The sequence below is a fragment of the Nocardia sp. NPDC058114 genome, assembly GCF_042884695.1.
GTDB lineage: Bacteria > Actinomycetota > Actinomycetes > Mycobacteriales > Mycobacteriaceae > Nocardia.
In genome coordinates this window covers 408,972-423,414 of the sequence record NZ_JBHVTK010000001.1, presented here as the reverse complement: position 1 = coordinate 423,414, position 14,443 = coordinate 408,972, and the positions used below count along the sequence as shown (strand labels likewise).

The following is a 14,443-nucleotide window of genomic DNA, read 5'->3' as shown; positions in this document are numbered from 1 at the left end:
GAAATAGGGCCGCTGGTCCGACGGGCGGACCGGCGTTCGCGCGTGGGTAGAATTCGTGCTGACGAAGGGGTATCAGGTGAAGGATCTGGTCGACACCACGGAGATGTATCTCCGTACCATCTACGACCTCGAGGAAGAGGGCGTGGTGCCGTTGCGGGCACGCATCGCCGAACGCCTCGAGCAGAGTGGTCCGACGGTGAGCCAGACGGTCGCGCGGATGGAGCGCGACGGCCTGTTGCTCGTCGCGGGCGACCGCCATCTCGAGCTCACCGACAAGGGCCGTTCCATGGCCGTCTCGGTGATGCGCAAGCACCGGCTCGCCGAGCGGTTGCTGGTCGACATCATCGGTCTGGACTGGGAGAACGTCCACGCCGAGGCGTGTCGCTGGGAACACGTGATGAGCGAGGAGGTGGAGCGGCGCCTGATCGAGGTGCTCAACCACCCGACCACCTCGCCCTACGGCAACCCCATCCCGGGCCTGGACGAACTCGGCCTCGGCGACGTGTCCGCCGCCGAGGAGAAGCTGATCCGGCTCTCCGATCTGCCCAACGGCGCGCTGCACGCGGTGGTCGTGCGCAGGCTGGCCGAGCACATCCAGACCGACCCGGAGGTCATCGGGCGGTTGCGTGAGGCGGGCGTGGTGCCCGACGCACGCGTTACCGTGGAGACCAAGCCGGGTGCGGTGCTGATCACGGTGCCGGGCCACAACGGTTTCGAACTGTCCGAAGAGATGGCGCATGCCGTCCAGGTGAGGCTGGTCTGATTCGTGAAACTTCTTGTCACCGGCGGCGCCGGCTACGTGGGTGGCGGTTGCGCCGCCGTGCTGCTCGAAGAGGGCCACGAGGTGGTCGTGGTCGATGACCTCTCGACCGGTAACGCCGACGGTGTGCCGGCCGGTGCCCGGTTCGTCGACGGTGATATCGCTGTCGCCGCCCCCGATCTGCTGCGCGCCGAATCCTTCGACGGTGTTCTGCATTTCGCGGCGCAGTCGCTGGTCGGCGAGTCGGTGGAGCAGCCGGAGAAGTACTGGCACGGCAACGTCGTGAAAACGCTGACGCTGCTCGAGGCGATCCGCGAGACCGGAACGCCCCGCCTGGTGTTCTCCTCCACCGCCGCGGTGTACGGCGAGCCCGAGCAGGTCCCGATCACCGAGGCCTCGCCCACGCGCCCCACCAATCCCTACGGCGCCAGCAAGCTGGCCATCGATCACGCCATCACCTCCTACGCGGTGGCGCACGATCTGGCCGCGACCAGCCTGCGCTATTTCAACGTGGCGGGCGCCTATGCCGGGCTCGGCGAGAACCGGGTGGTGGAAACGCATCTGATCCCCCTCGTATTGCAGGTGGCGCTGGGTCATCGCAAGGCCATTTCGGTGTACGGCACCGACTGGCCGACGCCGGACGGTACGTGCGTGCGTGACTACATCCACATCCGCGACCTGGCGCAGGCGCATCTGCTCGCGCTGTCGTCGTCGCAGCCGGGCACGCACCGGATCTGCAACCTGGGTTCGGGCACGGGTTTCTCGGTGCGCGAAGTGATCTCGGCGTGCGAGCGGGTCACCGGTCTGCCGATCGAGACGATCGACGCGCCGCGCCGCGCGGGTGACCCGGCCGTATTGATCGCCTCCAGTGACCGAGCGGTCGCCGAACTGGGCTGGCGACCCGAGCACAACGACCTCGACGAGATCGTCTCCGACGCCTGGGATTTCCTGCGCTCCCTCGGCACGAAGGCCCACAGCGCTCGCTGACCTGCCTGCCTCACCGGGTGATCGGGCCGATGTCGACCCCGAGATCGGCGGCGATCTGGTGACCACACAGCGCGAGTCTGCGCAGCCGTTCGGGCCGCAGTCCGGTCTGTAGCGAGGTCTCCAGCAGCACCGCCATCGCGTGCTCGGCGTCGGCCTCGACGGCGGCGCCGATCGCGACGCCGGCGAACGGTCCGTCGCCGCGCAGGTAGGCACTGAAGCCGAGCAGCGACGCTGCTTCGGCGCGGTCGGTACCGGGTGTCGCCCTGGCCAACTGCGCCCACAGCCGCTCGGCGGCCTCGGCGTGATCGCCGGCCGCGAGGCCGTACACGGCGTCGCGGATCGGCCGGTCGCGCAGGGTCGCGGCCAGTCGCGCGAGTTCGCGTGCGGCACGCGGTGCGCCGGACGCGGTGTCGGCGATCTGCCACAGCACCCATTCCAGTGCCCGCCGCTGGTAGGCCAGGGCGTTACCGGCGCGCGTCGCCGCCGCCAGCCCACCCCGGTAGCGCGCGTCCGCGGGCCCGAGCTGAGCGCGCACGCGCGCGCTCAGCAGCTCGTCGGGAACCATCAGCGCCGTCATCTCCTGACGCGAGCCACGAATCTGCTTGCCTTCCAGCACATGTGACACGGCCACGATCGAGGACGACGGATCGGCGACCAGGCCGGTCCCGACCAGGCCGAACACACTGCGGTAGCGTTCGCCCGCCGCGATCGCGGGAACCGACCAGGCGCCGCGGACCGCGATTCCGTCCTCGGCCAGTACGTCGATCAATTCGGCCGCGCGCAGGACCTCCTCGCTCTCGAACTCGGCACGGTCCTCGACGAAGACGGCGAGCACCCCGGTCGCCTCTTCGCGCAGGCAGATCGATGCCAGGCAGGCGGTGAACTGGTCGAGCAGCCGGATGTCGGTGGCCACGTCGAGGTCGAAGCGCACCACCGCCTCGATCGCCTCGGCCGCACCGCCCGCCACCTCGTGCAGCACGGCGACGACGAGGGACCGTTCGGGGACGAAGCCGAGCATCGCGGGCAGGGCGGCGATCAGCTCACCGGGTTCGTCGACCCGCAGCGGTGGGCGCGGCAGCCCGCCGGGATAGCGGGGAGTGGATTCGGCGCAGCCGAGTGCGCGGGGAAACGGTCCGGAGCGCTTGACCCGGCGGGTGGGGTTCGTCGAAGGCGTCATGGCTCCACGGTGCCCGCCGGCTCCCCCACATCGGGTGCACCGACCTGGGCTTTCATCCGCCCTGTGTGTAGTGCCGAAGCTGTGGACCGATCCCGCTCCCGGCCATGCGCGGCGGGCGAACCTGTCACCGCCTGGTGGTAGGCGCTTCAGCTACCGCGTACGGCGGCGGCGGTGGTGGCGAACATCTCGTCCACTGCGGCCGTATCCGGTTGTCCCGCACCGAAGGTCATCGACGTCACCGTGATGCGCACGTCGCCGATCTGCCCGATCGAGGTCTGCATCGTCTGCGTCAGCCCCGCACCGCCGACTTCGGGAACCACGGTGCGCCGCAACGCTATCGCGTCGTCGGTACCGGTCGGCGCGGTCCGGTCGAGCGCGGTCGTGACGGTGGACCCCGCACCCGCCCGCCGAACCTGGATCAGCCCGCACTCACCGAGTCGATCGCGCAGCGACGACACCGGTTCGGCGCTCCGCGACAACTCGACGGTCAGGGTGGCCCGGCTCGCGTCATCGGTCCCGACCGCCACCGCCGCGGGCTCCCCGCCGGGCTCTGCCTCGACCGGTGTGCATTTCGCCGGAGTGACGGTCGCGCCCGCCCCCACTCCGTCGAGATCGGCCGCGGCCGCCGTCGCCGCCTGCGCGGGCAGCACGACCGCCGGATACCGGGCCGGAAACTGCGACGGCGCGGGCAGCAGCTCGGCCAGCGAACCATCGATCTGCCGCACCGATACCGCGCTCTCGGCGACCGGTGTCCCGCTGACGCTCTGCGCACACCCGGTGAGCGCGAAGGACACGGCCACCAACCCCAGCCACCAGCGGCGCAGGCCCGGATCACCCGCGCGGATCGGTGTCGCCTGCGCCACGTTCACACCGTCCACTGTGCCCCACCGCCTCGATCGGCCCGGTCGCGCCACGCCGGGCGGGAGGCGCGGCACACCCCGGTCCTCCGCACCGGGCGGGAATGCGCGAGGTGTCCATGCTGTTGCCTAACAGGACGAGCCGTCCCCGGCCGTGTGTGATGGCACTGCTCGCGTGGGGGACAATGGAGATCCGCTTCCCCACCCCGCGAGCGATGGTGGACCGCGCAGGAAGGAGAAACGCGATGGATGACCAGTCGCATATGTACGAACTGGAGTTTCCGGCGCCGCAGTTGTCCTCGGACGACGGTGCGGGCCCCGTGCTGGTGCACGGTCTGGAAGGTTTCACCGACGCCGGGCACGCCGTGCGTCTGGCGACGACCCATCTGCGCGAGAGCCTCGAATCGGAGCTGGTCGCGTCGTTCGATGTCGACGAGTTGCTCGATTACCGGTCGCGCCGCCCGCTGATGACGTTCAAGACCGATCATTTCGCCGACTACGCGGAACCGGAACTGAACCTGTGGGCGTTGCGCGACACCGCGGGCACCCCGTTCCTGCTGCTCTCGGGCCTGGAACCGGACCTGCGCTGGGAGAAGTTCACCACTGCGGTGCGGCTGCTGGCCGAACAGCTCGGTGTGCGCCGCACGATCGGCCTGTCGGCGATTCCGATGGCGATCCCGCACACCCGTCCGCTCGGTGTCACCGCGCATTCCTCGGATCGTTCGCTGATCGGCGAGCACCAGCGCTGGCCGGGCGAGTTGCAGGTGCCGGGCAGCGCGTCGTCGCTGCTCGAGTACCGGATGGCGCAGCACGGCCACGAATCGCTCGGATTCTCGGTGCACGTGCCGCACTACCTGGCCCAGACCGATTACCCCGAGGCCGCGCAGACGCTGCTGGAGAACTTCGCCGACAACGCGGGCCTGGATCTGCCGCTCTCCGCGCTGGGTGAGGCGGCCGCGCGCGTGCGTGAGCAGGTCGCCGAGCACATCGCGGGCAACGAGGAGGTGGAGACGGTCGTCACAGCGCTGGAACGCCAGTACGACAGCTTCGTCACCGCCCAGGAACGCCAGTCCAGCCTGCTGGCCGCCGACGGTGAACTGCCCAGTGGCGAGGAGCTAGGGGCGGAGTTCGAGCGCTTCCTGGCCGAGCAGGGTGGTTACGACGACACCTCCGGCGAAGGTAAAGACTGACCCCCACACCCACTAGGGTGGTCGGAGTGGATCTGACCGACCTACTGGAAATTCCCGGGACCGACGCCGACGCGCTCTACGAGTCGTTCGCGGCGTGGGCTGCCGAGCAGGGCACAACCCTGTATCCAGCGCAGGACGAGGCGCTGATGGAGTTGGCGTCGGGGTCCAATGTCATCCTGGCGACGCCGACCGGCTCCGGAAAGTCTCTGGTAGCGGTCGGCGCGCACCTGTTCGCCATGGCCAACGGGCAGCGCAGCTACTACACCGCACCGATCAAGGCGCTGGTCAGCGAGAAGTTCTTCGCGCTGTGTGAGGTGTTCGGCGCGGAGAACGTGGGCATGGTGACCGGTGACGCGGCGGTCAACGCCGACGCCCCGATCATCTGCGCCACGGCGGAGATCCTGGCGAACCTGGCGTTACGCGAGGGCGCGGCAGCCGAGGTCGGGCAGATCGTGATGGACGAGTTCCATTTCTACGCCGACCCGGACCGCGGCTGGGCGTGGCAGGTGCCGATCATCGAACTCCCCCGCGCCCAATTCCTGCTGATGTCGGCGACATTGGGCGAAGTGGACTTCTTCGCCGCCGATCTCGAGGCGCGCACCGGCCGCTCCACCACGGTGGTCGCGGGCACCGAACGTCCTGTCCCACTGACGTTCTCGTATGTGCGCACCCCGATCACCGAGACTCTCGAAGAGCTGGTGACCACCCACCAGGCGCCGGTCTACGTCGTGCACTTCACCCAGGCCGCCGCGCTCGAACGCGCGCAGGCGCTGACGAGCGTGAACTTCGCCTCCCGTGCCGAGAAGGACGCGATCGCCGCCGCCATCGGCGAGTTCCGGTTCGCCTCGGGCTTCGGCAAGACGCTGTCGCGGCTGATCCGTCACGGCATCGGTGTGCACCACGCGGGGATGCTGCCCAAATATCGCCGCCTCGTGGAGAAGCTCGCTCAGGACGGGCTGCTGAAAGTGGTGTGCGGCACCGATACCCTCGGCGTCGGCATCAACGTCCCGATCCGTACCGTGTTGCTCACCGGTCTCACCAAGTACGACGGTGTGCGCACCCGCAGGCTCAAAGCGCGTGAGTTCCATCAGATCGCCGGGCGCGCGGGTCGCGCGGGCTACGACACGATGGGCACCGTGGTGGTGCAGGCTCCCGAGCACGAGGTCGAGAACACCCGCCTCATCGCCAAGGCGGGCGACGACCCGAAGAAGCAGCGAAAAGTGGTGCGTCGCAAGCCGCCGGAGGGTTTCGTCTCGTGGAGCGAGGAGACCTTCGACCGGCTGATCGCCGCCCCGCCCGAGCCGATGGTGTCGCGCTTCGCGGTGACCAACTCGATGTTGCTCAATGTGATCGCCCGCCCGGGCAACTGCTTCTACGCGATGCGTCACCTGCTCGAGGACAACCACGAGCCGCGTCCCGCGCAACGCAAGCACATCCTGCGAGCCCTGCGCCTGTACCGGTCGCTGCGCGATGCCGGTGTGGTGCAACAACTGTCCGAGCCCGACGCGAAGGGCAGGATGGCGCGGCTCACCGTCGACCTGCAACGCGATTTCGCGCTGGACCAACCACTGTCACCGTTCGCGCTGGCCGCGTTCGACCTGCTCGATCGCGACAGTCCCACCTACACACTCGACGTCGTCTCGCTGATCGAGGCGACCCTCGAGGACCCGCGCCAGCTGCTGATGGCCCAGCAGCACAAGGCCCGTGGTGTCGCCGTCAACGAGATGAAGGCCGACGGTATCGAATACGAGGAGCGGATGGAGCTCCTGGAGGAAGTCACCTGGCCCAAACCCCTGGCCGAGCTGATCGATCCGATGTTCGAGACCTACCGAGCCGGCCACCCCTGGGTGTCGGAATTCGCGCCGTCACCGAAGTCGGTGGTGCGCGACATGATCGAACGCGCGATGACCTTCGCCGAACTGATCTCGCACTACGAACTGACCCGCTCCGAAGGCGTCGTGCTGCGCTACCTCGCCGACGCCTACCGCGCCTTGCGCCGCACCGTGCCCGACGCCGCCCGCACCGAGGATCTCGACGACCTCACCGAATGGCTCGGCGAGCTCATCCGCCAGGTCGACTCGAGCCTGCTCGACGAGTGGGAACAGCTCACCAACCCCGGCGCCGAGAACGACGCCCAGCAGATAGCGTTCGGCGCCGAAACGGTGCGCCCGATCACCGCCAACGAACGCGCCTTCCGGATCATGGTGCGCAACGCCATGTTCCGCCGGGTGGAGCTGGCGTCGCGACACCGCTGGTACGAACTCGACCAACTCGGCACCGGCCCCGAGTGGGCCGAGGACTTCGCCCCCTATTTCGACGAGTACGCCACGATCGGCACCGGCCCCGACGCGCGCGGCCCACAACTGTTCGGGATCGAGCAGCGGCCCGGTTTCTGGCATGTCCGCCAGGTGATCGACGACCCCGCGGGTGATCACGGCTGGGCGGTCACGGCGATCGTGGATCTCGAGGAATCCGACGCCGCGGGCGAGGTGGTGTTCGACGAGGTCACAGTCACGGCGGGATGAGTAATACCAGTTGCCTATGACGAATATGACGAATGTTTGACGGATTCGTTGTTGGGTAGGCGCCGCTGATAGTCTCTCCCGGCTGCCGACCGAAAGTTCACCTGTGCCCGAATCCCCGTACCTTGTCATCGACCCCGAGCGGGTACGTGCCAACTACCGAACCCTCGACGCCGCCGTCGCTGTCGGCACCCGGATCCGGTACGCGGTCAAGGCGGCGCCGGTGGCGGAACTGATCACCCTGCTCGACGACGAGGGCGCCGAATTCGACGTCGCCAGCATCGGCGAGATCGACCAGTGCCTCGACCTCGGTGTCGCGCCCGAGCGGCTCTGCTACGGCAACCCGATCAAGAAGAGCGCCCATATCGCGCGCGCCTTCGCCCTCGGGGTGCGCCGCTACGCCTTCGACACCGAGGACGACCTCGACCGCATCGCCGAGCACGCGCCCGGCTCCGAGGTCGAGTGCCGTTTCCTGTCCTCGGCCCCCGAATCACGGACCCCGTTCGGCACCAAGTTCGGGTGCGCGCCCGCCGAAGCCCTGCGGCTGCTGGTGCGCGCCCGGGATCTGGGCCTACAGGTCGGCGGCCCGTATTTCCACGTCGGCTCCCAGCAACTCGACCCCGCCGCATGGCGGATCGGCATCGAGCAGGCGGGTGCGATCGTCACGGCGTTGGCGGACAAGGACATTCACGTCACGGCGGTCAATGTAGGCGGCGGTCTGCCGATCTCCTACGTCGACGCCGCCCCCGAACTCGACGCGATCGCGGCCGCCATCTCCGGTGCCGCCGCCGAGTTCCTGCCCGCGGCCATCGGCCTGATCGTGGAACCCGGCCGTGCGCTGGTGGGTAACGCGGGCACCGTGCACGCCGAGGTCGTCGGCGTGCGATTCGCGCCGGATGGCCGGCGCTGGGTGTATCTCGACATCGGCCGATACAACGGTATGGCCGAGACCGAGAACGAGTACATCGCTTACCGTTTCGTCACCGATCGCGACGGCGATCCGGTGTCGGAGGCGGTGGTCGCGGGTCCGACCTGCGACGGCGACGATGTACTGTATCAACGCACGAAGGTCCTTCTGCCGACCACGTTGCGAGCCGGTGACCGGATTCAGATCCTGCACACCGGCGCCTATACCGCGAGTTATTCGTCGGTGTCCTTCAATGGTTTTCCGCCCTTGACCGTTCATGTCTCGGGCGCTGAGCGAGAGTGAGTTTGCCCATGACGGCGGAATTCACCGGTTGGCACGTGCTGGCCGAGTTCGGTGGCGTCGACACAGCCCTGTGTGACGATCTCGAACGACTCGAATCGGCGTTGCGTGAGTCTCTGATCGCGGCGGGCGTCACCATCTGCGAAGTCGTTCACAAAAAGTTCGATCCGCAGGGGGTGACCGTCCTCGCGCTGTTGTCGGAGTCTCACGCCTCGATTCACACTTATCCGGAGTCCGGCGACATCTTCGTCGACGTCTTCACCTGCGGCAGCATCGGTGCGGGCGCGACGAAAGCCGTCGAGTTGCTCCGAGACAAGTTGTCCCCCACCACAGTTCGGATGCAGACGGTCCAGCGTGGCCACGGCGCCGAGAAGATCTACGAACCGGTGGGCGACGGCCTGACCCGGATCTGGGATCTGCACGAGGTGATCGTGGATACGAACACCCCGTTCCAGCACATGGTGATCGCGCGGACCGATCAGGGGATCTCCCTGTTCTCCGACGATGATCGCCAGTCCACCGAGTTCTCCCAGGTCACCTACCACGAGGCCATGATGGTCCCGGCGTTCGTGCTGGCGGAGAAGCTCGACCGGGTGCTGATCATCGGTTCCGGCGAGGGTGTGGCCTCGCAGATGTCGGTGGCGGCCGGGGCGACCCTGGTCGACCATGTCGACATCGATCAGCGCGAAGTGGAGCTGTGTGCCGAGCACCTGCCCTACGGCTACACCACCGACGAGCTCGCCGCCGCGGTGCGGCACGAGGGCCCGGTCCATGTGCACTACGCCGACGGCTGGGACTTCCTGGCGAACGCGCAGGCGGCGGGCACCCGCTACGACGTGATCGTCATCGATCTGCCCGACGAGCGTGTCGAGGACGCCCAGCACAACCGCCTCTACGAGTCGGAGTTCCTGTCCCGATGTAAGGCACTGCTCGCTCCCGGCGGCGTGCTGTCGGCGCAGGCCGGTTGCGCGACCATGTGGCGCAACGAGACGCTGAAGCGTTCGTGGGGTCGTTTCCACGAGCAGTTCGCCACCGTGGTCCCCTACGGCAGCGACGAGCACGAGTGGACCTTCCTGTTCGGCCTGAACGAGAAGATCGACGACCCGGTCCGCGGCATGCGCGACCGTCTCGCCCTGCTCCCCTACCGCGCCGAGACCATCGACGCGCGGGCTCTGGAGCGCGGCGCGGTCGAGCCGTACACCCTGCGCGACCGGTAGGGAATCCGCACCGACAGCGGGCCGGGACGTGTGATGCGTCCCGGCCCGCTGTCCTGGGTCCGGCGAAACCGCACCGGAGCGCGCCGCGGCTTGGCACCATGCGAGGACCGAGTTTCGACAGAATCGAGTCCGCCCATGAAGCCGACACCGTTGTCCGCGAGCGGTCTGATGCCGGTCCACCGGCCATCTGACCGACGCCCGCGCCTCGATGCCCTATCCACGGCGGGTATCGCCGCGTTCACGGAGCTGTTCACCGCGGCGCCGGAGACGACAGCATCAGATTTCGGCCGGCTGACCGGCGATCTGGTGATGCGGTCTTTTCCCGCGACCGGCTCCCGGTTGCTCGGACCACTGATGGACCGTCCCACCTACTTCTGGGTGGGCAAGTCCTTTCGTCACGTGGACGGCGGGATGGCATTCGGGCACAACATCTTCCGCCTGCTCGGCGGCATGCGCGCGCTCAACTTCGTGGCAACGGTCGGCGCATCCTCGGTCGACGGACGTGCGGCCGTGCGATTGGACTACGACGATCTCCGGGCCGGAAAGCCCGGTCCCGCCCACCGGATCTACGACGAGTTGCGCGAGATAGAGCCGGGTCTGTGGCTGGGACCCAGCTACTTCAAGCGCGGTGCGACACTGACGTCCATGGGCTGGTTCGCCCTGGATGCCTCGATCGAGTTCGACGGTCCACTGTGAGTCGGCCCCGCGCTCTCGCCCGGTGACGGTACCGAGCCGGGGCACCGCCCGGCCCGGTACCGATGACTCACTCCGTGGCGGCTCGACGGGCGCGATACTCGGCGACGTTCACGCCACCGACGCCCCAATCCGTCAGCGGCACTTCATCGATCACGACGTAGGTGCTGTCGGGGGCCTTGCCGAGTACCTCGAAGAGCAGATCGGTGACGCCCTTGATGAGCTGCGACTTCTGTTCCGTGGTGACATTTTCGTCGGTGACCTTGATGTTCACGTACGGCATGAGCGTGTCCTTTCGATGGATGCAGCTCTCACAGGATGACCGGCATTCGGGGCGCTGCGCACCCGAATCCGTTGTGTAGTAGGTCTTTTCGCCGACTCAGGCCGCTCGGCCGGAAATGAAGCCGCCGTCGACGGGCAGGATGTGGCCGGTGACGAACTCGGCGTCGGCGAGGTACAGCACGGCCGCGGTGGTTTCGGTGACGTCGCCGAGACGGTCGAGGAGGGCGAACCCGCCGAAGACAGCCTCGTTACCGCTCGCCAGCAGCGGCGTGCGCACGAAGCCGGGGGCGACGGCGTTGACGCGAATACGGTCGACTGCCAGTTCGGCCGCCAAACTTGTGGTCAAGGCGTGGATCGCGCCCTTGCTGGCCAACGGCGCGGAGGCGGGGATATCGGCGATCGCGTGCGTGACCAGCACGGTGCCGATATTGACGATGCTGCCGCCCGCACCCTGCTCACGAAGCCGCCGGACCACGGCCTGCGTGGTGAAGTAGGTGCCTTTCAGGTTGCCGTCGAGGTAGCCGGTCAACTCGTCGGCGGTGACCTCGGTGAACGGCTTCGCCGCGAACGTGCCCGCGTTGTTGACCAGCACATCCACCCCGCCGAATCGCTCGACCGCGGCCGCGACCAGCGCCGAACCCGTTGCGGGCGAGCCGATATCGCCGACGACGACCGCCGTGCGCTCGGGCGCGCCCAACTCCTGGGCCACCGCCGCGAGCTTCGCGGCATCACGCCCGTTGAGCACGACATTGTCGCCGCGCTGAACGAAGGCACGAGCGATGTCGCGCCCGATCCCACTGGAGGATCCGGTCACGATGGCCGTTTTGATGGTGGACATGGTGTCTTCCCTTTCATTTGATACGACCGGTCGTCTTGGAATAGACACGCAGCAACCAGCCGGTCCGCCCGACCCCGATCAGGGCCGGAAGTAGTCGTCCAGCAGACGGTTCAGGCACTTGTGCAGCGGCTCGACGGTGCGCTGCAGCTTCATCCGGATCACGGCGCCCTCCCACGATTCGAGGAGCAGGTCGGCGAGGTCGACCGCGTCGATGTCGCCGCGCACCGAGCCGTCGGCCTGTGCGGCGCGCAGCGCGGCCGCGACACTGTCACGCCAGGCCACCCAGGCACTCGACAGTTCTTCCCGCAGCACGTCACTACCTTCGAGCTCGGCCGCGAGGTTCGCGAGCAGGCAGCCGCCGGTGAAGTCGGTGCGCACGAATTCGGCGGTCTGCCGCGCGAAGAAGACGCGCACGCCACCGAGGGGATCGGCGGTGGCGCCGAAGGCGTCGGCGAGGTTGCGCTGGATGCACAGTGAATGATGCTCGATCACCGCTCGAGCGAACGTCTCTTTGCTGTCGAAGTAGTTGTAGAACGAGCCTTTCGGCACCCCGACCTTGTCGAGCACCTGCTTGATGCCGGTGCCGTGATAGCCGTTGGACAGCAGATCGGCCGCGCCCTCCTCGATGAGAAGCGCTCTCGTGTCGTCGCTGCGCCGTGGTCGTGCCATGCACAGAACTATACGACCGGTCGTCTAGGAATAGCAAGGTGCGCGTACGCACGCTACGCGGAAGGCGGCTGGTCTCCTGTTCGCATCGCGCGGTCCACGCCGATCTCAGTCGTCGTCGACACCGCGTGCGGCGAGGGCTTCTCCCATCGCGTCGGCGGTGCGCAAAGCCCGTACCAGCACGGGCGTGACCAGTGCGGTCGCCGACCACGACACCCCGCGGGCTCGCCGAGCCTCGCCGACATCGTGGACGATCTGCGCCAGCAACGGAACACACCGGATGGCCAGTGCCAGAAGCAGGCTCACCCGCTCCGGATTCACTCCGACGCGGCGCAGCGGGCCGAGCGCGCGGGTGAGCGCATCGAGCATGGCGCTCACCCGTGTGGTCACCGTGACCAGCGCCGCGAGGGCCACCGACACGAGCAACACCCCGCACACCACCACGGCCCGCGCCGGCGAGGTGGTGAGCAGCTGGAACACCCCGATGATCGCGGTCATCCACAGCACCGGGCGCACCTGGGCGAAGGCCACCCGCCAGGAGACGCGGGCGAGCGCGAACAGACAGGCCACCAGCGCCGCGGCGACCAGCACAGCGAGTGGACCCCGGACGAACACCGTCATCGCGAGGATCGAGACCAGCAACAGCGCCAGCTTCACCCCCGCCGGCATCCGGTGCAGCGGCGAGTCGCCGGGGCAGTACAGGCCGATCATTAGATCAGGTGCCGATACGCGTCGATCGCCGCCGGCGGTGCGCCGTCGAAAACGACGCAACCGTTGTCCAGCACCACGACTCGATCGAACCCGTCGAGCAGTCCGAGCTGGTGGGTCACCACGATCACCTGCTGGTCGAGGGAGTTCAGCGCCTGCGAGACCCGCCGGGCATTGCGTAGATCGAGCAGCGTGGTCGGTTCGTCGGCCACGATCACCTCGGGCTCGCGAATCAGTGCGGAACCGATGGCCAGCAGCTGTTTCTGTCCACCGGAGAGCAGGTGCGCCGGGTGGTCGGTGTGCGCGGCGAGGCCGAATCGGTCGAGCATTCGCTGTACCCGGGCGGCGATATCGCTCTTGCTCAGGCCGCTGCGGCGCAGCGAGAACGCGAGGTCCTCGGCAACTGTCGGCATCACGATCTGGGTATCGGGGTCGGTGAACACGAAGCCGACCTTGCGCCGCACCTGCGCGCCCTTGCGGGCGACGTCGAGCCCGTCGACGGTGACGGTGCCCGCGGTCGGCTTCAGCAGTCCGTTGAGCATGCGGGCCAGCGTCGATTTGCCCGAGCCGTTGGCGCCGATGAAGCCGACCCGGCGTTCGGTGATCCGCAGATTTATCTCACGCAGCACGGTCCGGTCACCGAAACGATGCCCCACCGCGTCGACGACGATCTCGCTCACGACGCGCGGCGATCAGCCACGGATCAGCCCGGGGTACGCGCGATGCACGCCCTTGGCGACGACCGTGGCGATCACGACCTTGGCGAGGTCACCCGGGATGAACGCGAAGTTGGTCGACACCGCCGCCCACGGGCTGAGATCGGTGCGCACCAGCAGTCCCGCGGTGCCGAACAGGTAGATGATCACGATGCCGCCGAGTGCGTTGATCAGCAGACCGAACACGATCGGATACTTCGGCAGGATCATCGCGGTCAACAGACCGATGACCAGCGTCGCCGGAATCCAGCCGATCAGGTAACCCGCCGTCGGCGAGGCCAGTGCGGTGAGTCCGGTGCGGCCGCCGGACAGCAGCGGCAGCCCGATCATGGTCAGTGCGATGAACACCGCCACCGCGGCCGTGCCCTTACGCGCGCCCAGGATCGCGCCGGTGAGGATCACTCCGAGCGTCTGCAGCGTGATCGGTACCCCGCTGAACCCGACGGTGATCGCGCCGGGCAGGCCGAGCGCGGCGATCAGGGCGGCGAACACCGCGATCTGCGCCATGTCCCGTGCGGTGAAGGTGGCTGCCCACTTCGGGGATTTCTCGACTTCGGGCACGGCAGACATCCTTCGCTACACAATTGAACAACGTTCAAGATAGCAGGCGACCAGGTCTGTCT

15 protein-coding genes are annotated in these 14,443 nt (G+C 67.9%); 7 read left to right on the top strand and 8 right to left on the bottom strand.

Going from position 1 to position 14,443, the window contains the following annotated elements; genetic code table 11:
• Positions 1 to 76: 76 nt before the first annotated feature.
• Positions 77 to 763, top strand: a complete 687-nt coding sequence (locus ACFVVI_RS01840) for a metal-dependent transcriptional regulator (protein WP_378989121.1) — start codon at positions 77 to 79, stop codon at positions 761 to 763.
• Positions 764 to 766: 3 nt separating this feature from the next.
• Positions 767 to 1,747, top strand: coding sequence for a UDP-glucose 4-epimerase GalE (gene galE, locus ACFVVI_RS01835; RefSeq protein WP_378626657.1), 981 nt, complete (start codon positions 767 to 769; stop codon positions 1,745 to 1,747).
• 10 nt (positions 1,748 to 1,757) lie between these two features.
• Here galE and ACFVVI_RS01830 read toward each other — a convergent pair whose 3' ends face one another.
• Positions 1,758 to 2,924, bottom strand: coding sequence for a DUF4192 domain-containing protein (locus tag ACFVVI_RS01830; protein ID WP_387442472.1), 1,167 nt, complete (start codon positions 2,922 to 2,924; stop codon positions 1,758 to 1,760).
• Positions 2,925 to 3,070: 146 nt separating this feature from the next.
• A complete protein-coding gene (locus tag ACFVVI_RS01825) occupies positions 3,071 to 3,793 on the bottom strand; it encodes a sensor domain-containing protein (RefSeq protein ID WP_387442470.1) in 723 nt (240 codons plus the stop codon).
• Positions 3,794 to 4,026: 233 nt separating this feature from the next.
• Between ACFVVI_RS01825 and ACFVVI_RS01820 the strand changes: the two genes are divergently transcribed.
• The 5 genes from ACFVVI_RS01820 to ACFVVI_RS01800 all read left to right on the top strand — a co-directional run bounded on the left by ACFVVI_RS01820 (position 4,027) and on the right by ACFVVI_RS01800 (position 10,613).
• On the top strand, positions 4,027 to 4,971 hold the full coding sequence (locus tag ACFVVI_RS01820) for a PAC2 family protein (protein WP_378988602.1): 945 nt from the start codon (positions 4,027 to 4,029) through the stop codon (positions 4,969 to 4,971).
• A gap of 26 nt (positions 4,972 to 4,997) precedes the next feature.
• A complete protein-coding gene (locus tag ACFVVI_RS01815) occupies positions 4,998 to 7,496 on the top strand; it encodes a DEAD/DEAH box helicase (protein ID WP_378988600.1) in 2,499 nt (832 codons plus the stop codon).
• Between the two features lie 103 nt (positions 7,497 to 7,599).
• Positions 7,600 to 8,703: a type III PLP-dependent enzyme gene (locus ACFVVI_RS01810; protein ID WP_387442468.1), complete on the top strand. Its 1,104-nt coding sequence runs from the start codon at positions 7,600 to 7,602 to the stop codon at positions 8,701 to 8,703.
• A gap of 8 nt (positions 8,704 to 8,711) precedes the next feature.
• Entirely contained in the window at positions 8,712 to 9,917 is a 1,206-nt protein-coding gene (gene speD, locus ACFVVI_RS01805) for an adenosylmethionine decarboxylase (RefSeq protein WP_387442465.1), read from the top strand.
• A 135-nt stretch (positions 9,918 to 10,052) separates the two neighbouring features.
• Entirely contained in the window at positions 10,053 to 10,613 is a 561-nt protein-coding gene (locus ACFVVI_RS01800) for a hypothetical protein (protein ID WP_387442463.1), read from the top strand.
• 67 nt (positions 10,614 to 10,680) lie between these two features.
• Here the strand turns inward: ACFVVI_RS01800 and ACFVVI_RS01795 are convergent, their stop codons facing one another.
• From ACFVVI_RS01795 to ACFVVI_RS01770, 6 genes are all read right to left on the bottom strand, one after another.
• Positions 10,681 to 10,893, bottom strand: coding sequence for a 4-oxalocrotonate tautomerase family protein (locus ACFVVI_RS01795; protein WP_378988594.1), 213 nt, complete (start codon positions 10,891 to 10,893; stop codon positions 10,681 to 10,683).
• A gap of 96 nt (positions 10,894 to 10,989) precedes the next feature.
• Positions 10,990 to 11,730, bottom strand: a complete 741-nt coding sequence (locus ACFVVI_RS01790) for an SDR family NAD(P)-dependent oxidoreductase (RefSeq protein WP_387442459.1) — start codon at positions 11,728 to 11,730, stop codon at positions 10,990 to 10,992.
• A 78-nt stretch (positions 11,731 to 11,808) separates the two neighbouring features.
• A complete protein-coding gene (locus ACFVVI_RS01785) occupies positions 11,809 to 12,399 on the bottom strand; it encodes a TetR family transcriptional regulator C-terminal domain-containing protein (RefSeq protein ID WP_378988590.1) in 591 nt (196 codons plus the stop codon).
• A 105-nt stretch (positions 12,400 to 12,504) separates the two neighbouring features.
• Positions 12,505 to 13,107, bottom strand: coding sequence for an energy-coupling factor transporter transmembrane component T family protein (locus tag ACFVVI_RS01780; RefSeq protein ID WP_387442456.1), 603 nt, complete (start codon positions 13,105 to 13,107; stop codon positions 12,505 to 12,507).
• Positions 13,107 to 13,784: an energy-coupling factor ABC transporter ATP-binding protein gene (locus ACFVVI_RS01775; RefSeq protein ID WP_387442453.1), complete on the bottom strand. Its 678-nt coding sequence runs from the start codon at positions 13,782 to 13,784 to the stop codon at positions 13,107 to 13,109. Before ACFVVI_RS01775 ends, ACFVVI_RS01780 begins: the two co-directional genes overlap by 1 nt.
• A 12-nt stretch (positions 13,785 to 13,796) precedes the next feature.
• Positions 13,797 to 14,390 carry a biotin transporter BioY gene (locus tag ACFVVI_RS01770; protein ID WP_387442451.1) on the bottom strand — a complete coding sequence of 198 codons (594 nt, stop codon included), beginning with the start codon at positions 14,388 to 14,390 and terminating at the stop codon, positions 13,797 to 13,799.
• Between the last annotated feature and the right edge of the window lie 53 nt (positions 14,391 to 14,443).

Bases quoted from the DNA above. Each gene is read 5' to 3' on its own strand.
- ACFVVI_RS01795 (WP_378988594.1), bottom strand. From the start codon at position 10,893: ATGCCGTACGTGAACATCAAGGTCACCGACGAAAATGTCACCACGGAA.
- ACFVVI_RS01780 (WP_387442456.1), bottom strand. From the start codon at position 13,107: ATGATCGGCCTGTACTGCCCCGGCGACTCGCCGCTGCACCGGATGCCG.
- ACFVVI_RS01830 (WP_387442472.1), bottom strand. From the start codon at position 2,924: ATGACGCCTTCGACGAACCCCACCCGCCGGGTCAAGCGCTCCGGACCG.
- ACFVVI_RS01820 (WP_378988602.1), top strand. From the start codon at position 4,027: ATGGATGACCAGTCGCATATGTACGAACTGGAGTTTCCGGCGCCGCAG.
- ACFVVI_RS01785 (WP_378988590.1), bottom strand. From the start codon at position 12,399: ATGGCACGACCACGGCGCAGCGACGACACGAGAGCGCTTCTCATCGAG.
- ACFVVI_RS01790 (WP_387442459.1), bottom strand. From the start codon at position 11,730: ATGTCCACCATCAAAACGGCCATCGTGACCGGATCCTCCAGTGGGATC.
- ACFVVI_RS01770 (WP_387442451.1), bottom strand. From the start codon at position 14,390: ATGTCTGCCGTGCCCGAAGTCGAGAAATCCCCGAAGTGGGCAGCCACC.
- ACFVVI_RS01800 (WP_387442463.1), top strand. From the start codon at position 10,053: ATGAAGCCGACACCGTTGTCCGCGAGCGGTCTGATGCCGGTCCACCGG.
- speD (WP_387442465.1), top strand. From the start codon at position 8,712: ATGACGGCGGAATTCACCGGTTGGCACGTGCTGGCCGAGTTCGGTGGC.